Source organism: Calothrix sp. NIES-2100 (assembly GCF_963875285.1).
In the GTDB taxonomy this organism is placed as follows: domain Bacteria; phylum Cyanobacteriota; class Cyanobacteriia; order Cyanobacteriales; family Nostocaceae; genus Aulosira.
In genome coordinates this window covers 1,651,095-1,669,625 of the sequence record NZ_CAWNLA010000001.1, presented here as the reverse complement: position 1 = coordinate 1,669,625, position 18,531 = coordinate 1,651,095, and the positions used below count along the sequence as shown (strand labels likewise).

At 40.2% G+C, this 18,531-nt stretch carries 14 protein-coding genes; 7 read left to right on the top strand and 7 right to left on the bottom strand.

Annotated elements, in window-relative coordinates:
* The first annotated feature begins 130 nt into the window (after positions 1-130).
* Complete coding sequence (gene dnaA, locus AACU32_RS06900; protein ID WP_096598915.1) at positions 131-1,501, top strand: chromosomal replication initiator protein DnaA; 1,371 nt, start codon at positions 131-133, stop codon at positions 1,499-1,501.
* 742 nt (positions 1,502-2,243) lie between these two features.
* On the opposite strand, the gene AACU32_RS06895 is transcribed toward dnaA, so the two are convergent.
* Positions 2,244-2,543, bottom strand: coding sequence for an RNA recognition motif domain-containing protein (locus AACU32_RS06895; RefSeq protein ID WP_096598914.1), 300 nt, complete (start codon positions 2,541-2,543; stop codon positions 2,244-2,246).
* Positions 2,544-3,447: 904 nt separating this feature from the next.
* On the opposite strand from AACU32_RS06895, the gene infC reads away from it, so the two are divergent.
* The 6 genes from infC (at position 3,448) to mazF (ending at position 9,402) form a co-directional block, all read left to right on the top strand.
* Complete coding sequence (infC, locus tag AACU32_RS06890) at positions 3,448-3,939, top strand: translation initiation factor IF-3 (RefSeq protein ID WP_096598913.1); 492 nt, start codon at positions 3,448-3,450, stop codon at positions 3,937-3,939.
* A 1,189-nt stretch (positions 3,940-5,128) separates the two neighbouring features.
* Positions 5,129-5,389: a lipase chaperone gene (locus AACU32_RS06885; RefSeq protein ID WP_096598912.1), complete on the top strand. Its 261-nt coding sequence runs from the start codon at positions 5,129-5,131 to the stop codon at positions 5,387-5,389.
* 216 nt (positions 5,390-5,605) lie between these two features.
* The gene (locus AACU32_RS06880; RefSeq protein ID WP_096598911.1) at positions 5,606-7,195 is read left to right on the top strand and encodes a B12-binding domain-containing radical SAM protein; all 1,590 of its coding nucleotides are present in this window, start codon (positions 5,606-5,608) and stop codon (positions 7,193-7,195) included.
* Between the two features lie 105 nt (positions 7,196-7,300).
* On the top strand, positions 7,301-8,458 hold the full coding sequence (dnaN, locus tag AACU32_RS06875; RefSeq protein ID WP_096598910.1) for a DNA polymerase III subunit beta: 1,158 nt from the start codon (positions 7,301-7,303) through the stop codon (positions 8,456-8,458).
* A 364-nt stretch (positions 8,459-8,822) separates the two neighbouring features.
* The gene (locus AACU32_RS06870) at positions 8,823-9,059 is read left to right on the top strand and encodes an AbrB/MazE/SpoVT family DNA-binding domain-containing protein (RefSeq protein WP_096598909.1); all 237 of its coding nucleotides are present in this window, start codon (positions 8,823-8,825) and stop codon (positions 9,057-9,059) included.
* On the top strand, positions 9,046-9,402 hold the full coding sequence (gene mazF, locus AACU32_RS06865; protein ID WP_096598908.1) for an endoribonuclease MazF: 357 nt from the start codon (positions 9,046-9,048) through the stop codon (positions 9,400-9,402). The genes AACU32_RS06870 and mazF overlap by 14 nt, the downstream gene beginning before the upstream one ends.
* 227 nt (positions 9,403-9,629) lie before the next feature.
* Here mazF and AACU32_RS06860 read toward each other — a convergent pair whose 3' ends face one another.
* The 6 genes from AACU32_RS06860 to AACU32_RS06835 all read right to left on the bottom strand — a co-directional run bounded on the left by AACU32_RS06860 (position 9,630) and on the right by AACU32_RS06835 (position 18,513).
* Positions 9,630-12,941 (bottom strand): GAF domain-containing protein, encoded by a 3,312-nt coding sequence (locus tag AACU32_RS06860; protein ID WP_096598907.1) that lies wholly within the window; start codon positions 12,939-12,941, stop codon positions 9,630-9,632.
* Positions 12,942-13,492: 551 nt separating this feature from the next.
* Positions 13,493-14,665 (bottom strand): TRC40/GET3/ArsA family transport-energizing ATPase, encoded by a 1,173-nt coding sequence (locus AACU32_RS06855; protein WP_096598906.1) that lies wholly within the window; start codon positions 14,663-14,665, stop codon positions 13,493-13,495.
* Between the two features lie 247 nt (positions 14,666-14,912).
* Positions 14,913-15,776, bottom strand: a complete 864-nt coding sequence (locus AACU32_RS06850) for a hypothetical protein (RefSeq protein WP_096598905.1) — start codon at positions 15,774-15,776, stop codon at positions 14,913-14,915.
* A gap of 163 nt (positions 15,777-15,939) precedes the next feature.
* Positions 15,940-16,329 carry a DUF2358 domain-containing protein gene (locus AACU32_RS06845; RefSeq protein WP_096607891.1) on the bottom strand — a complete coding sequence of 130 codons (390 nt, stop codon included), beginning with the start codon at positions 16,327-16,329 and terminating at the stop codon, positions 15,940-15,942.
* 48 nt (positions 16,330-16,377) lie between these two features.
* Complete coding sequence (locus AACU32_RS06840; protein ID WP_096598904.1) at positions 16,378-16,947, bottom strand: hypothetical protein; 570 nt, start codon at positions 16,945-16,947, stop codon at positions 16,378-16,380.
* 183 nt (positions 16,948-17,130) lie between these two features.
* Complete coding sequence (locus AACU32_RS06835) at positions 17,131-18,513, bottom strand: serine/threonine-protein kinase (protein ID WP_096598903.1); 1,383 nt, start codon at positions 18,511-18,513, stop codon at positions 17,131-17,133.
* Positions 18,514-18,531: the final 18 nt, after the last annotated feature.

Sequence of the window (18,531 nt, the reverse complement as noted above, 5' to 3'; positions counted from 1 at the left end):
TCAGTGGGTGGTAGGATCTTGCCTACCGGGTATGCCCCAAAATGATTACAACTTAAAAGCTTGTTCCAGGTCTAGAGCATGTGAGTGCTAACTTGGTGCTTGCTTATAACTTCTATTGTGACGATTAAACATGGAAATTCCCTTAGACAATTTGTGGAGTCAGGTACTAGAGCGATTGCAGCTAGAATTATCCCGTCCCACCTTTGAAACTTGGATTAAAACTGCTAGCGCCGAGCGATTAGAAAATAATTGCTTGGTAATCTGCACTCCTAATCCTTTTGCTCGGAATTGGTTACAAAAATATTACATCAACACGATTGCTAATGTTGTGCAAGATATTTTCGGACATCCTGTAGAAATTTATCTGACTGTTGCTCAGGGTGAGGCGGTTTCTCATTTGCATGAGCGAGAAGTTGCTTGGGAATTACCAGTCCAAAGTAATGTTTCTGAGACTATTGCTAAAAATAAACAAAAAACTAGTGAATTAAATGTCAAGTATGTATTCTCCAGATTTGTCGTCGGTGCCAATAATCGGATGGCTCACGCTGCGTCATTAGCAGTGGCAGAATATCCAGGGAGGGAGTTTAATCCTTTGTTTTTATGCGGTGGTGTAGGTTTAGGTAAAACTCACCTCATGCAGGCTATTGGACATTATCGCTGGGAAATTTGTCCTGATTGCAAAATCTTTTATGTTTCTACTGAGCAGTTTACTAATGATTTAATTACAGCTATCCGTCAAGATAGTATGCAAAGTTTCCGCGAGCATTATCGGGCGGCTGATGTGTTGTTAGTAGATGATATTCAGTTTCTCGAGGGTAAAGAGTACACTCAAGAAGAATTTTTCCATACTTTTAATACTTTACATGAAGCTGGCAAGCAAGTTGTCATCGCCTCAGACCGCCCTCCTAACCAAATTAAGAGCCTTCAAGAAAGATTATGTTCCCGGTTTTCTATGGGTTTAATTGCTGATATTCAACCCCCGGATTTAGAAACCAGGATGGCGATTCTCCAGAAGAAAGCAGAATACGAAAAAATTCTTCTTTCTCGAGATGTCATTGAGTATATTGCTTCTAACTACACTTCTAATATTCGAGAATTGGAAGGAGCTTTAACGCGAGCGATCGCTTATATCTCGATTTGGGGTTTACCAATGTCAGTGGACAGTATCGCCCCAGTTTTAGAAACACCAAACCAGAAAGTAGCCACTACTCCAGAGGTAATTTTAAAGGTGATTGCTGATGTTTTTCAAGTTTCCATTGAAGACCTAAAAAGCAATTCCCGACGACGAGAAATTAGCTGGGCACGGCAAATAGGGATGTATCTTATGCGCCAACATACAGATTTGAGTTTGCCGAGAATTGGCGAAGAGTTTGGTGGTAAAGATCATACAACGGTGATTTACAGTTGTGACAAAATTATCCAACTGCGAGATAGCGATCGCACTTTAGCCAACACCCTCCGTCAACTGAGCGATCGCATCAACATGCATAGCCGCTCCTAACATTCAACTTGATTGTTTATTTGCCGTTTTCCACAGCCTTCAGTCAAATATTTGTACCAGAATATTAAGCTAAGTTTAAAAATATCTTATATTTTCATTGAGATGTGGAAAAAAATTATTGTTTGTGGAAAAAATTGGGGAAAACTTGATAGTTTTTAGCAAAAACTTCAAATAAGTATAATTACCTTGTGGAAAAACTTCGGGGTTTTTCCACAAGTTTTCCACAGATAGCAGCTGAAGAAACTATCCTAAACATTTAATTAGAGCAAGTTATCCACAATTTCCACAGCTAGTACCGCTGCCGAGTCAGTCAAAATTGAAGAAGACACGGGGACACGGGGACACACCTGGACGCTCTTACACCCCATGTCTAAAGTGTCTAAAGCCTCTTGATTCGGTGCAAGGAATGTCTTTTTTCTTCTCCACGACTAAAGTCTCTTTCTTGAAACCATTCGCGTTGAACCCAAAACACAGGCGACTCTCCGCGTCGCCGCGTCTCCCACTCTCCGCGTCCTATAAAGGTCAAAAGTCCAAGACTTAACCACAAATTACGATTTCACGTCATTACGAGCAAAGTGAAGTATTAGCAAAGGCTGATTACACCTCACGAGTGGGTCAGTCCTAATAATTTCAATATACCAGAGTGCTATTGAGTGGGAAAACAAAAAAAATATCTCCTCTGGAATGGGGAGATATTTCAATATATGGGTAGTAATAAAGTTACAGTTTCAAACCCTAGAGCTTAATAACGGTTACGTCCGCCGTGATTACCTCGGTTACCACCGAACGATCCTCTATCTTCTCTAGGTTTAGCCTTATTAACTTTTAGGTCTCGTCCCATCCACTCTGCTCCATCAAGAGCTTCAATGGCAGCAGCTTCTTCAGCATCTGTACCCATTTCCACAAAACCAAAGCCGCGTACACGACCTGTTTCGCGGTCAGTAGGTAGCTGAACTCGCTTGACGGAACCATATTCTGCAAACACAGCATTCAAGCTTTCTTCTGTAACTTCGTAAGAAAGATTGCCTACATAAACTGACATAGATTGTCTCCGAAATCATAAATATGTAGAGATTTAAGCTTCGGAGAAATGTCTGTAAATACCAAAAACAAAAAACCTGTCAATACTAAAAACAAACGAGTCACCGAATTAACTCTCAATTCTCACTATGGCACAGCAGTCAACTTTTAACAGGGAAGTTGGAAAAAGCGTTATATAAGTTCATATAAACATTTTCCTACTAAGTACGGAGGATAGCACAACCTGCTGAGTCTGACATCGACCTTTGATGTAGACAACAGACTAAAGCAGCGTGCTATTGTATTTGAGAGGTTACTGCTGAAAATATTGGCGATAGTTTAATCGGACTTTAATTTATTGAATTCATTTGGATTTTGGTAGTAGATAATACATAATATGATGTGAAGATACTTTTTAGGTTAATTAAGGCAAAATCTACACAATGATTTTAAACATCATGGACTCATAGTTAGCTTTGTGTTACCTTGAACAGCAACAAGGCTCACACTGACCTGTATCCAGATCAGCGTGGCGACGGCAGTCGCTACAAGCTAGGAAACCCGCAGGGCGAGCTGCCTTATGAATTGCTAGTGAGAGCAGGGGTGTAGTCTGACCAAATTTGAGCGTAGCGAAAACCAGAAAGACTACAACAACCAGACGAAAAAAATCTGCTAAAATAAACATATCTTGACCATCAATGCCATAAGTAAAAACCAAGCTGAAGGTAGATGTTTCAAGAAAAAGATTTGGGTCTTGGGAACCAGGACTTCTGCCCTTGAAGGAGATATAAGACCAATAAAACTATGGAGTTATGGAGGCAATCCCCTGTGAATTGGGAAGCCTAAACTGTACCACAAGGTCAGTGTAGGTAGTTTGCATTAGCATTACTTGCACTCGCGAAGTATTGAAAAATTGAGAGGAAACCATTATCGTAGTCCAAAAGCAACTAATTAACTCGCAAATCAAGTCACCTCAAGTCTTCTTGATTGACCATGAAAATAACAATCGTGGTTTGACCGACACGCATGAAGCTCTAGAATTAGCTCTGAGCCTAGAGCTTGACCTAGTTTTAGTTTCCGAAGGCAAAGACGCTCCAGTAGCCAAGATCCTTAACTATGGCAAGCTTCAGTATCAAAAGAAAAAGCGTCAGGGCCAGAGTGCTAGACCTACAGTCAAGGAAGTTCGGTTCCGTCCAAACGTGGGTGCAGCTGATTACAACTTACGCATCGAGCAAGCGCTTGGGTGGTTGAAAAAAGGCGATTCAGTGAAGTTTGCCATTCGGTTACGAGGTCGAGAACATCAATATCGTGAAAAGGCTGGAGAACTACTAGAACGCATTGTCAGCGATCTCAGTCAAGTAGGTAAAGTTCAATCACTCGATAAACGTTCACTGATTGCGCAAGTTATTCCTGCTTAAATGAATTTTTCCAGCATATCTTGTAAGCTACTCATATCGGCTCGAACACCGATTCAATAATCAGAATCAGTTAAAAATCCCTATCCCGTTGCGGGTAGGGATTTTGTTTAAGGGAGTATCCCAATTTTTCCATCAATACCCGCCAAAGGTATTGGTATAGTATCGTGCGCCCTGGTGGTTAAGAGACTTGTAGCAACTACCGTCCAGGTTTAAAGGATGTCTCTTGAAGTATTAAATATTTCTTCTGATCTCCGCCCAAGCTTCCCCTGAAAATTTACCAAATTTGAGAGTTTCCGGCTTTGATAAATCATTCCTTTGATGGGATATAGATCCGCGCTATGGAGGGTTTAGCAGTGCTAAACCCCTACAATAGGTGTGTTTTTTGAGAATACATATTTTGTATTTATTATCAATGCGTAAGTGCTAGAACTAAGCCAAACACTTCGGGTGGGATTTTTACTTACCTTGAGATACAAGGACTTTTTCGCCCACAATTGCACTCGGTTTTAAACCTTCACTGTTTCAATTAACGCCCTCACCCACCAAGGGTGGGGCTAAACAAACAAAGCCTGCGAAGGCAAGCTAAATTATGTGCATCTTCATATTGAATTGGTATTAGGGGGATCTATAAGTCTTCAATACAACAGAGTTTTTAGACATCCTGTTATCTCGACTTTATCCATTTTTACGAAAACCCAAACCCGACGCTAAGTAGATCAACCTAAATAAATATAATATGTTTTTTCATTGCGTTCGCGTAGCGTCTCGAAGAGAGGAACGAAGCAATCTTGGTCTTTGCGATTGCTTCGTCGTTCCTCCTCGCAATGACATCTTACGTTTAATTATGCCCACCTACTTAAAAGCATTGAAAGACAGTAGTTTTAGTTTTTGAACAGAATCGCAAATCAATGAGATGGAAAAAGTATTGGCCAAAAAAGCAGGGTTTTTGCCGGCTTAGGAAAGCCGAGTTCTTAATTTTGGATAAATTCGAGGTTATAGCTTGTGGACGTTGAGAACAATTAACTATAAATTCATACTCTATAATTCCCTTCTATACATTTATCAAAAGGTAGATTTTAAATTTAAAAATTTGTTGCCGCTCTTCTTTTCTCTTCATGAAGATTGACTTTTAGTTTTTTCTCTCTTGTGATTGTTAAAATGTAGTTAAGCTCAGGGGACAAACAAACTCATGGTTACAAGCAAATTTGATGATACATTAGCTGCCATCGAGTTAAATGCAGCTAGACAACTAAACTGGGATTATAATCAATTCAAAGAATATTTTAGTTTTACAGTAAATCATGAAGCTATTGAGATAGAACTCAAGAATCAAATCGAAGAATCTCAGTTAAAAACTTTAAAGCAAGCTTTGTTAGATTATGGTTTTCAGTACAAAAAAACTGTAAATGATTTTATCTTAGTTTTTGAGCAAGATGTTGAATTAAGGTAAAGCAAAATTATAAATAATCAAATTAAATCCCTTGAACAGCGTAGTCATGGTCTGATCAATAAGGTAGCTTGACGGGGCGGTGATTATTTTACCTATTAATTTTAATTAATAGGTTGCTCTCGCCATCAAAAAATCTAACTTTTGCCAGAATCTTTATGTATCCGCTTGTGCAAAAATCAGCAATGCTGCACTAAGGATCTTAAAGAGAAGGATCGTATGAAAACACTGTTGCTCTACCCCCAGTTTCCTCAGTCTTTTTGGTCTTATGATCGCGCGATGGAAATGGCAGGACTGAAAGCGGCCATTCCACCCCTGGGAATTATTACCGTTGCGGCACTCTTACCTAAAGATTGGCAAGTGAGATTTTACGATCGCAATGTCAGCCTAGAGACAGAGGCAGATTGGGACTGGTGTGAGCTAGTGATTATCTCTGCCATGCTAGTGCAGAAACCGGATTTCCACGCCCTAATTCAAAAAGGTGTACGGTTAGGCAAAAAAGTAGCGGTGGGGGGACCATATCCCACATCAGTCCCCCAAGATGCCCAAGCTTCAGGAGCAGATTATCTCATACTGGATGAAGGAGAGATGACAGTTCCGCTGTTCCTAGAAGCGATCGCCCAAGGACAAGCTCAAGGAATCTTCCGCTCCGCAGAGAAGCCGGATGTCACTCAAAGCCCCATGCCCCGCTTTGACCTGCTGAAACGAGATGCCTACTTCATGATGGCGATTCAGTTTTCTCGCGGTTGTCCCTTCAATTGCGAATTTTGTGACATCATCTCTCTCTACGGTCGCAAATCGCGCACTAAAGAACCTTCTGGGACCTTAGCAGAGTTGCAATTTCTCTATGATTTAGGCTGGCGAGGATCACTCTTTATTGTCGATGACAACTTTATCGGCAATCAACGCAATGTCAAACGCCTCTTAAGAGAATTGATTCCTTGGATGCAGCAGCACAACTATCCCTTCACCTTCATGACCGAAGCTTCTGTGAATTTAGCAGAAGATGATGAATTGCTAGAGCTGATGGTAGAAGCAGGATTCTATGCTGTCTTTCTCGGCATTGAAACTCCTGACCAAGACAGCCTCGTCGTGACGCGCAAAATGCAAAATACGCGCAACCCCCTAGTAGAAGCTTGTCATAAGATCAATGAAGCGGGACTACTGATCTATGCCGGATTTATCCTCGGTTTTGATGGAGAACGCTCCGGTGCAGGTGAACGAATTCAAGCGTTTGTTGAACAAACCAGTATTCCTCAACCGATGTTAGGCATCCTCCAAGCGCTACCCAACACTGCCCTTTGGAACCGACTCCAACAAGAGCAGCGTTTAATAGAGGGTGTCGGTGTCACAGCTACCGGAGACCAAAATACCTTGATGAATTTCGTTCCAACTCGCCCCATTGCCGAAATTGCTAGAGAGTATGTAGAAGGTTTCTGGACGTTGTACGAACCCGCGAACTATCTTCGGAGATCTTTTCAGCAGTGCCTCAATATTGTTCCTCCAGCAAGGGGAACACAAACAATGCAAGTTCCCTTAGGTAGGCAGTTGCGGCTTGTTGCCCAATTAATCTGGCATCAGGGCTTACGACGACCGGAAATTAGAGGGCAATTTTGGGGACAACTATGGACGCTGGTACGAAAAAAGCCCCAAGTTCTGAATATGTATTTGTCCCTCTGCGCTGTGGGCGAGCATTTTTGGGAGTACCGAGTTTTAGCTAGGGAACGCATTACTCAACAGCTAGGCTACGACCCACTAGAAGTTTCTGTACTACCTAAGCTTGAACCAACGCTTGTCAAGAATATGTAACGCAATTTCAGAATCGTTCAGTTTGGCAATAAAAGCTGCTTGTTAACAATAACTAAAAAATATTTCTAGAGTGGTAATATAGACACTCACAAGCTGAACCTGACCATGAAATTAGTTTGCGCCCAAAGCGATCTCAGTACAAACCTCTCATTTGTCAGCCGTGCTGTACCGTCACGACCGACACATCCAGTACTTGCCAATGTGCTGCTACAAGCGGATGCACAAACTAACCAAGTAAGCTTAACCGCCTTCGATCTCAGCTTGGGTATCCGCACTAGCTTTAACGCTGAGGTATGGCAAGGAGGAGCGATCGCTCTTCCTGCTAAATTACTTCTAGACATCACCTCTCGTCTACCAGAGGGAGAAATCACTTTAGACGATGAATCAGCAACCGAAACATCTACAGGTGAGGGGTTAATTGTTACCCTGACACCAAAGAGCGGACATTATCAAGTGCGCGCAATGGGGGCCCAAGAATTTCCCGAACTACCCGTAATTGAAAATTCCCAAGTAATTCATTTAACCGCCGCCGCCTTAATTGAAGGATTACGGGGTTCGTTATTTGCTACCAGTGGAGATGAAACTAAGCAGGTACTCACTGGAGTGCATTTAACAGTTAAACAAGACATTCTGGAATTTGCCGCTACTGATGGGCATCGTTTAGCAGTAGTAGAAACTACTAATGAGCGTCCTATGGAAAATAGTAGCCAACTAGAAGTGACAGTACCAGCTAGAGCGCTGCGCGAACTACAACGGATGTTAGCTCATAGTTCCGCTGATGATGAACCTGTAGCCTTATATTTAGATCAAGGTCAAGTTGTGTTTGCCTGGAAAAATCAACGCTTGACCAGTCGCACTTTAGAAGGACAATATCCAGTTTATCGGCAACTCATACCCCGTCAATTTGAGCGCCAAGTCACTATTGATCGCAAACAATTTGTAAGCACTTTGGAGCGGATTGCAGTGCTAGCCGATCAAAAGAATAATATTGTAAAGCTCAGTATTGATAGCGGTAACCAAGAAATTACATTATCTTGTGAATCTCAAGATGTCGGTAGCGGTAGAGAGTCAATGTCAGCCCAAATATCTGGAGAAGATATAGATATTGCTTTTAATATCAAATATCTCATGGAAGGCTTGAAAGAATTGCCATCTTCAGAAATTCAAATGCATCTCAATCAAAGCCTAACTCCAGTAATTTTTACACCTCTGGGTGGGTTGAAGATGACTTATTTAGCTATGCCGGTGCAACTGAGAAATTAATTTTACATTTTTCATTCCTTTATTGCGCCTAATTCTTTGAGGGGGGAAATTTCTGCTGAAGTTAAGCCTTTAACTAATTACTAGTTCGTAATTCGTAATTCGTAATTCGTAATTCGTAATTTTCGGTGAAACACCGTTCGTCTATAAGTGGAGCAAGTTTGAGTTAGGGGTAGTACCTATCTGTAGGGGCGGGTTTATTTGGATTGTCGATACCCAACAAGGATATCTGTGAACCCGCCCCTACACTACGAATTACGAATTATCAATTACGAATTATTTTAATGCCCGTGATATCATAGGTATCGAAGAGGGTGAATTCCCTAATGACTACAAAAGTAGTTTTGTATCACTCAAATAAGTAAAAATGGCTACTCAAAAGCTAACCCTTGAAATACCAGAATCGCTACTTGAGGAATTGCATCGTTTTGCTGAGTTAACTGGTCAATCTGTAGAATCTTTGGCGCTGCAAAGTATTACAAGCAGTCTACCCCGATTTCGTGAGAAAATATATGACCTTGATGAGTTACTGTCACAGGTAACAACAGATAATTTGCATAGTGAAATCGATAGCGGAGAACCAGTAGGTCGTGAAATCTTTTGATTCACCAGTTTACATTCCGCAACAGGGCGATATTGTTTGGATAGATTTTACGCCCCAAGTTGGACGTGAACAAGCGGGTAGGCGACCTGCAATAATAGTTTCACCCTTTAAATATAATCGCCGAGTTGGATTAACTTTAGTATGTCCCATCACTACAAAAGTTAAGAGATATCCTTTTGAGGTGGTAATTCCAGAAGGTTTAGCAGTATCAGGGGTGGTATTGGCAGATCAGGTAAAATCGTTTGATTGGCGAGAAAGAAATGCGGAGTTTCTTTGTAAAGCACCACCCGAAATAACTGTTGAGGTAATTACTATGCTCAGAACTTTAATACCTTTGCCATAAGTGAATTATTTTTAAAGTACATACTTAATTATTAGTTTTTAATTTAGTGGTTTACGCTCCTTCTTCCACCGCACCTAATGATTTAAATGTGGCTTTTTCAGCTTCTGTTAAGCCTTGAACGCCTGTGATGTTCATGCGTTCATAAGGGCGATCGCTAATGTAGATACTCCGAGGTTCAATGCCCCATGCTCATTTTCATGTGTTCTGGTGTACGCAGTTCATGACGGCTATTGAGGACGATTTTGATAAATGGGAATTTCAATCCAGAATTCTGTGCCTAAACCTGGTTCAGAATCACATTTAAATATACCACCATGTCTATCTACGACAATCTTGTAACTAATTGATAACCCTAAGCCAGTACCTTTACCCACTGGCTTTGTCGTGAAAAAAGGGTCACATATTCTTGCTCTTAAAGCTTCTGGTATACCAGGTCCATTATCCACAATGCGAATCACTACACTATTAATATTGTCTTTCATCTCTCCCATAGAAGTATGGATAGTAATTTGACTTTTATGGGGTTCAGATATAGAGACTCTCTGCTCTTCTAAAGCATCGATCGCATTGCTCAAGACATTCATAAATACTTGATTTAATTGTCCGGCATAACACTCTACCAAGGGCAGCTCGTTGTAATTTTTGATGATATGAATCATCGGGGTTTCTGGCTTTGCTTTTAAGCGATGTTGTAAAATCAGTAGGGTATTATCAATACCTTCGTGAATATCCACCGCTTTCATTTCCGCTTCATCAAGACGAGAGAAATTTCTTAACCCCAAAACAATCTGACGGATGCGATCAATCCCTACTTTCATCGAAGTGAGAGTTTTGGGTAAATCTTCGGTGACAAATTCTAAGTCAATTTCTTCGGCTCGCTCCCAAATTTCGGCGCTAGCATTTGGAACTTGCTGTTGATATAGCTCCAAAATACTGAGTAAATCCTCAGCATATTCACTGACATGAGCCAGGTTACCGTAAATAAAGTTTACAGGGTTATTAATTTCATGGGCAATACCTGCTACCAGCTGACCTAATGAGGACATTTTCTCAGTTTGGATCAGTTGAGTTTGGGTTTCTTGTAGATGGTGTAGAGTTTGAGTTAGCTGTTCTGTTTGCTGCTGAGTTTGCAAGAATAAGTTAACTTGCTGGAGTGCTACCCCAAGCTGATTGGCAATCTGAGCTAAAAACTGAATTTCTGAGGTTTCCCAGTGGCGGGATGCAGAGTTTTGATAAGCTGCGAGCAAACCCCAGAGTTTTTGTCCAATAAAAATTGGGGCGATCGCATATGCTTTGATCTGAAATTTCTCTAAAAGCTCAATATGACACTGAGAGTGACCAGCATGATAGATGTCAGCTACTGCAAAGGTTTGATTGTGACGATATCGCCCACCTTGGGTTTCCTGTAAATAACTATCTTGCCAAATTGTCTTGCTCTCTGGACTTACCAGCTTGATCCAACCCTGATTGACAAACTCAGCAATAAACTCACCACTCCAATCTGGGTGAAACTGATACACCGCTACACGATCTGCTTGTAATGCTTTACAAATTTCTTGAGTAGTAATTTTAAAAATTGCATCTAAGTCAAGAAATTCGCGAATTTTGGCAACAACTTCAAACAATACCCGTTGTTGCTCTGCTGCTTGTCGTAAATCTAATGCTTGCTGCTGTGTTTGCCTGAGTAATTCAGCTTGCTGGAGTGCTACCCCAAGTTGGGCTGCAATCTGACTCATAAAGTTAACTTCTGAATCTTGCCATTGACGGGAACCAGAATGTTGATAAGCACATAGCAAACCCCAAAGTTTTTGTCCGACAAAGATGGGAGCAAGTACAAAAGCGTAAATGTGATACTCTTCTAAATTGTCGATATGACATTGGGTAAAGCCCTGCTTGTAGATGTCATCGACCGCAAATGTTTCGTTGTGGCGGTAACGTCCTCCCTGGGTGTCTTGTAAGTAAGTGTCATTCCAGACTGTATTTACTCCCAGCTTCGACTCATTTGTCCAGTGGGGACTAGCTACCTCAAAATCACCGACAAATTCACCACCCCACTCAGCATCAAAGCGATAAATAGAAACGCGATCGGCTTTGATTAATTGACAAACTTCTTTAGTAGTGATTTGAAAAATAGTTTTGGTATCAAGAGATTCGCGAATTTTAGCAATAACTCCAAATACAGCCTGTTGTTGTTCGGCTGTCCGTTGCATTTCTATTGTCCGCTTTTTAACTTGTTTTTCTAAATTGCTATTAAAGGTTTGTACCTGTTGATAAAGTTCATATTGCTGAATTGCTGAGCCAAAATGTTTACCAATTTCTCTGGCCATTTCTATTTCTGCATCTGTCCATTTTTGAACTTGTGCTGTTTTAGTTTCGCGCCATAGTTCAAAGGATTGACGAGGATAAATTTGCCTTTGGTCTGAATCGAATCGACCTGCCCACAAGGTTTCTGTGTCGATTTCATTCCGAAAAATACTTAAATAACCGACTAACTCCTGGCGATAAGTGAGTGGAATCATCAAAATACTGCGAATCTTAGTTCCTTGAAAAGCAACTTGCACAGTTCGCATATTACGCATTTGATAGATGTCGGAAATTGCCCAAACATCATACTCCCTAGATTGATAATGTTCTTGCCAAACAATAGATTGTTCGATGAGGGGATAGATGGTTTGTTCTGCTAGTACAGGTTGCTGTCCGCAAATATAAAGCCTAATACAATCATTTCCGGGAATTAAACATTCGGCTAAACTTTTAAATTTACTATTTTGCAAATTAAAAGCATTATGTCTAATACAAAGCCTACCACCAGAACCACCGAAGGCAGCTACAGTGGCTTCTAAAGCAGGCTGTAGTACGATTGTCGGCAATGCATGAAGTAGAGTAGCAACGCGATTAATATTAGCTTCCCGTTCCGCTTTTTTCTGGGCTTGGGTGAGGAGGCTACTCTGGGCGATCGCTACTGATAGTTGATCTACTACCATCTGCACCACTTCAATTTCTGACTCTAAAATCTCATGGCTTTGGGCGTGATGAGACACCAAAAGACCCCAAAGTTCTTTTTGGCATAAAATGGGCACAGCTAAAGAAGACTTGACTCCCATCGCCGTCAGGTATTTGACATGGCAGGGATCGACAGGGCGATAATGAATGTCTTGTCTGAGAATTTTTCCTGTCTCTAAGTTACTCACTCGACTGTGACCAATCTGCTGTGTTTCCACATTGACCAGAGAACGCACTTGTAACTTGATAAATAGTTCTCGCGCATGGGTGGGAATGTCATCAGGCGGAAAATTTAGCCCCAGAAGCGATGGTAATCTATCGTTATAAATCGATTCAGCAATGACCTGACCACTACCATCGGCATGAAACTTGTAAATCATGACTCGGTCAGTTGAGAGTAGCGATCGCACTTCTGTTGTCGTCGTTTTGAGAATATCTTCTAAGTCCAACGTTTGACGGATACTGTTTGTAATGCGGCGTAATAATCCTTCTTGTTCAAGGTTTAACCGCAAGTCTGTTTTTGCGATCGGGGTCATTGCTTATCGTGCTAAAATTCTTTATTGATAAAAAATAAAAAATCTTTATCTAAAAATATTATTAAATTTAATTTTTACGTCGTCTTCAGTAAAACTACGGTATAGTAACTATTGAAAACCTTTATTTATTAGTTCACCAAAAATCATTATTGTTTACAGAATAATTACTAACTCTTTTCAAAATATTCCTGAATCTAGAACTGGAGATATATTGACATTATTGTGTAGGCTTATTAACAGCTTAATAAGCTGGTAAGTGTCAATATTTTCAGTAAAAAGCAGAAGCAGAATTTTTCATTTAAGTGTGTTATGTTTTTAGGTATACTATGTCTCAGGTTGACTACTTAGTTTATATTTTAGTTGTCATAGCAAACCCAATAATTTTAGGTTTTTAACTAAAAATATTTGCCACAGAACTGTTTTGTGAATCTCTCACACTAAGAGCGATTTCCGCTGAGGATAAAAACAAAAAAGTACAGACGCAATTACGCCTGTACAAACAGCAAAGTTTAATCCGGCTGGACAATCGAGCCAAATTAACCTATTACATATTAAGCAAACCGAATCTTCAGATAATCTTCATCCATTTTTGCACCAGCAGGTTGGAGTGCTGCTAGCGCTTGTGGCAATACTAGATTACGACGGTGATTGCCAATAGTAATATTTAATTCATCCCCTGTTTTACTCAAGTTAACTTGGTTTTTGGGAATCCCAGGTAAATACAGTTCTAAGCTGTATTCGTCATTAACTTGTACAACCCTGATAGTTGTTTCTTTGTAATAAACTTGTGTGGGATCTTCGTCTTTGTAAAGTGTGTCCTTCAGTCTTTCTAAGGCTGCCAAACCACACATTTCCTCCGAAAATAGTGGAACTTCCTTCACAGGTAGAGGATGAAAATTATCATGGATTTCCTGACGATATTGCTGTTGATTTTGTTTCCAGCGTTGGAAAAATGGGTCTTGGACTTCGGCAGGAATGATGCGATTAGCTACCACTAAATCTGTGGCAACATTATATAAACTTAAATAAGCATGAGCGCGCAGAGATTCTTTAATCACCATCTTTTCTGGATTGGTGACAAGGCGAACTGAAGTTTGAGTATTGTCAGTTAGTACTTTTTCCAAAGCTTCTATTTGTTCATAGAACTCGTAAGGCGCATCCATCACTTCTTTATCTGGTAGCGAAAAACCAGCAATTGGTCGAAACAGAGGTTCAACCAGAGGGCGAAGTGCTACCGAGATGTTTTGAAATGGTTTGTAAAAACGGCGCATGTACCAACCACCAACTTCAGGTAAACTCAGCAATCGCAATGCTGTACCTGTAGGCGCTGAATCAATAATTAATACCTCAAATTCGCCTTCATCGTAATGGCGTTTCATTCTCACCAAGCCAAAAATTTCATCCATGCCTGGTAAAATAGCTAATTCTTCCGCCTGTACTCCATCCAAACCTCTGGCTTGCAGAACTTGGGTAATGTAGCGCTTCACAGCACCCCAGTTTCCTTCTAGTTCTTGCAGTGCATCTAGTTCTGCACCCCATAAATTTGGGCGAATCTGTTTTGGTGCGTGTCCTAGTTCCAGATCAAAGCTATCCGCTAAGGAGTGGGCGGGATCTGTACTCAACACCAGTGTGCGATAGCCTAGTTCTGCACAACGGAGTCCAGTAGCAGCAGCTACAGAAGTTTTTCCTACGCCACCCTTCCCTGTCATTAAAATTACACGCATGGATAATTCTGCCCTGCCTGAGAGTTGTTTACATTTATTTACGCTATCTCTATTATCAATGTTTCAAGAGAATAAATGCTATGGCAGGACATCTCAAGGCGAAGCTTACCAATATATAGATGTGACAGAGAATCAAGCCATACGGGTAAACTAGCTGCTCATTACCCAGGCGATGTCTACACATTTTTTATAAAATCTCAGCGCATCAAACTCGTTACTGGATAAGAAACTCGATGTGCTAACATGACTATTTTGCCTTTATCTCTAGCTTTATCTGGTCGGTAGAGTTTTTGGGAATATTTATACATTGTGTTTGCAGTATTAAAGTATGGACAATACTTGCACCTTTCCTAATACTTTCTGTTAACACACCAATACCTACATCTAACTGAGGTTTTACTTCATGTAGTTGTATGAATTTCCCAGAAGGTAGCATATAACCGCCGAACTCTCTGATAGAGATTTGTTTCCCTGTATTGAAACTAGCAGTATAATCAGAAGCTCTAAACTCATGAACAAATGCGCAACGATAGAATTTATAAATTAAAGCAGCATATGTGAACTTCTTCAGCGTCTTTTCTATATCTTTGAGAGTCATTTCAGGCGGAATAGAATTCTGTTTATGGCAATCCTCGTAAACAAGTTTAATTTCATCAATTCTTGGATCGCAATAAACCCTATGAGACTGACCCGTCCATCTATCCCCTTTATTGTTTATCCATCTATTTTTAATTTCTTGTCTAAAAGGTTCCTCTATTCCCTCTTTTTCTAAAAAATAATTCAGGAAAGGAGTACTCACTCGCTCTAAATCCTGTTGTATATTCGGGTGGAGTAAAAAAGAGACGAACCGTTCTTGGTGCGTTATATTTGCTTTTTGTGGTGAGTTAAGTACTTGATATATATACGATAAACCATCCAATGCTGTACAACCCACAACATAAGAATCAATGTACAAATTGCCAAAAGGATTATAATCCTGGGGTGGCATCATATCTATGTCCTCCCGTTCAATGCTAACCTTTCCGTTGATCAACTTCTCACATAGATCTGCCCTACAGTAGTAAAATTTTTTAACGCGATCAGCAAAATCTTGAACATCATCAACTATCACAACTAGCTCCTAAAACTACAAAAGTAGTGCAATTGTAGCATAAATAAGACTAGCAGAGGGTTAAGTGCGATCACTCATCTGTATATTTGCTTGCTCAGAAGTTTATTGACTCTAGTTTAATCAAAACCAACTAAAGCCTATTCTGCTGTTGACAGTATTTTAATTAACGATTTTTTAAAGAAAATGCATGTTGTTTCAGCACATCCAACTGCGAACAGTGCCAATAATCAATGTGAGAAATAATCAAACCTTCAGGATTGAGACGTAATTCACTCCAGCCAGATATAGAAATTCTTGGTTTCCAAGGTAGGGGGCTATTCCAACTGAGTGTCCACTCGGTTTTAATCGTATCTCCCAAAGATTGAATATCGTGCAAATCCATTTGGGGATTGATAAAAAAAGTCTTGATGAAATTAATCATCAGCTTATAGAGTGCAACACCACGAAATTTAAAAACAGCGTCTTGAAAATAAACATCCGGTGCATAAATGCTATAAGTCTGATTAACAGGAAATCTTTGGTAGTCTTCTTTGAGAATTTGAATTATGTCCATAGCACCCCAAATATTTGCGAGATCGCACACTAACAAATTATAAATTGCCTACTCTTCTATTTCATTCCACATACGTTCTAGTTGATACCGCCACACAGCTAACACTTGTTCCCGTGCCTCTTGAGTTTGCTCGATTTCTCCGAGTAGTCCTTCTGTATAAAAACGTTCGAGATTTTGCATTGTGGACTGAAGAGATTGTCCTTGCTGTTTTGCCGCTTGGACAATTTGTCGGATGCGATTTTCGATCAATCGATTAAAGACACCATTTAAACCAGCTTCATGTAAAGCTATGAGACGAGCGATCGCACTTGACAAATCTGCACTCACCAAAGTGGCGCTGTTATGCTGAAACACTCCCCACATGACTCCTTGATACAAAGCGTAGCGTACTTCCTGAGTCTCATCAAAGTTAGCTTCTAAAAACTGTTCTAGAAATGGTTGTGCTGCTGCTACTGGCACAATGGGCAGTAAAACCCGCAACCAAGTATCATCTTCGGTAAGCAGCACTAACAACCGAAAATTAGCAGTTTCTACTTGCCACGATCCAGGCGCGATCGCACCTACAGATGCTGTCCCAAATAATTTTGTTAGCGTACCCGCAATTTCTTCCGGTGTCATAGATTATTTTAAGCTATCACCTCTAGAGTAGCGCTTTCGGGTATCACAACTGCCCTGCTGCTGGCGGGAATACTTTTAAGGGTAAGTCTCACAATTGGGCGATCGCTTCAGCCATCACAGATGTTATTAAATCTTTATAATTGTGTGGATTAGTAAAGAAGAGTGAAGATGAAACACTGTTCACTAATACCTGATGACTCTGATATTACCAACATAATCAAAGCGATTCTTGATGATGTTGGTAATTTTATTTTCTAGGCTAGAACTGAGTAATTTATTGCCAGATAAACGTATATATATGTTTAAGTCGCAATCCGATTGAATCACATTAAAAACCTCAATTTGCCGAATTTCTGGATCTTGACTGACAACTTTTTGATCTTGCAAAATCTGATACACATCCTTGGCTAGGGCGCTTGACTCTGGTACGCTTTTTCCCAGACGTATTTTACATTTTGGATTTAATGAAGGAGTTGTTGACGGTGAAGCAGCAGTTGGTGGGCTGATATTTGCAGGTTTTGGGGGATTAATAGCTATATAGCCCAGAAATGCCAAAAATACAAACACTATCAAACCAACAATTTTCTTAAAGGTTAGCTGTTGTTTACTTTTATTTTCAAGTTGTAAATTGCGTTTAATTTCTTCTAAGCGCTGTAAAATTTCTTCTGTATTTTTAGGTCTATCTCCTGGAGACCAAGCCATCAAACTATCAATCAAATCTGCGATAGGACTTGATAATTTTGGCATACTGTTACGCCAAAGCAGCTTCCTATTTGCTCCTTCATCAAAATTATTTGGTGCTTTACCTGTTAACAGATGCACAAAGGTACGGCCCAAAGCATAAAAATCAGATTGGGGTAAAGGCTGACCTATTTCTTGCTCTGGTGCGACGTAACCCTTTGTACCAATTCTGCTGATACTTTTTCCCTCTACAACAGCTGCCGTGATTGACCTGATAGCATCAATACCAATTAATACTAGCTCTTCATTCTTGCCTCTCAACATGATATTTGCGGGTTTGATATCACGATGAAAGAAGTTTTTTTGATGAAGATTGCCTAAAATTATAGTCAGTTGTTCCAACCAATAAATTACTTTTTCTTCGGTGATAGAGCGATTATTTCCACTTTCCAGCCATTGTTGTAAATTTAATCCGGCAATCTTCTCCATAACCAAACAATAAGCTACTGTTTGATCGGGAAAATTTATCGGGAAGTATCCTCCTTGATCTACCTGAGGAATTCCAGGAACCCAGTGTTTTACTACAACATATGCCACTCTGTTAAACCGAGATATTGCTTCTTGATTATTTGTGTACAAAACTTTGATTGCTTTGGGCTTGCCGCCATCGGTCATATCAATAGCATCATAAAGCATACACTCTTGAATTTCTTGTTGATGCAATACATCAATTATCCGATAACGCCCATTCAAGAGCAAATCAGAGCCACAATCTTGGCAATAACTCTCATTAATTTTTTTCTGCTTCTGTAGGCATTTTAAATTAATACATAAGCAATTATCTTGTTTTGAGCCTGATGATTTGAATGAGTCAAAGATTGCCATTATTTTGGGATTTATTTG

What these genes read in the sequence shown, in the direction of transcription:
- AACU32_RS06860 (WP_096598907.1), bottom strand. Translation starts at nt 12,941, where the DNA reads ATGACCCCGATCGCAAAAACAGACTTGCGGTTAAACCTTGAACAAGAA.
- AACU32_RS06845 (WP_096607891.1), bottom strand. Translation starts at nt 16,329, where the DNA reads ATGGACATAATTCAAATTCTCAAAGAAGACTACCAAAGATTTCCTGTT.
- dnaA (WP_096598915.1), top strand. Translation starts at nt 131, where the DNA reads ATGGAAATTCCCTTAGACAATTTGTGGAGTCAGGTACTAGAGCGATTG.
- AACU32_RS06880 (WP_096598911.1), top strand. Translation starts at nt 5,606, where the DNA reads ATGAAAACACTGTTGCTCTACCCCCAGTTTCCTCAGTCTTTTTGGTCT.
- dnaN (WP_096598910.1), top strand. Translation starts at nt 7,301, where the DNA reads ATGAAATTAGTTTGCGCCCAAAGCGATCTCAGTACAAACCTCTCATTT.
- AACU32_RS06835 (WP_096598903.1), bottom strand. Translation starts at nt 18,513, where the DNA reads ATGGCAATCTTTGACTCATTCAAATCATCAGGCTCAAAACAAGATAAT.
- AACU32_RS06895 (WP_096598914.1), bottom strand. Translation starts at nt 2,543, where the DNA reads ATGTCAGTTTATGTAGGCAATCTTTCTTACGAAGTTACAGAAGAAAGC.
- AACU32_RS06855 (WP_096598906.1), bottom strand. Translation starts at nt 14,665, where the DNA reads ATGCGTGTAATTTTAATGACAGGGAAGGGTGGCGTAGGAAAAACTTCT.
- AACU32_RS06885 (WP_096598912.1), top strand. Translation starts at nt 5,129, where the DNA reads ATGGTTACAAGCAAATTTGATGATACATTAGCTGCCATCGAGTTAAAT.
- AACU32_RS06840 (WP_096598904.1), bottom strand. Translation starts at nt 16,947, where the DNA reads ATGACACCGGAAGAAATTGCGGGTACGCTAACAAAATTATTTGGGACA.
- AACU32_RS06870 (WP_096598909.1), top strand. Translation starts at nt 8,823, where the DNA reads ATGGCTACTCAAAAGCTAACCCTTGAAATACCAGAATCGCTACTTGAG.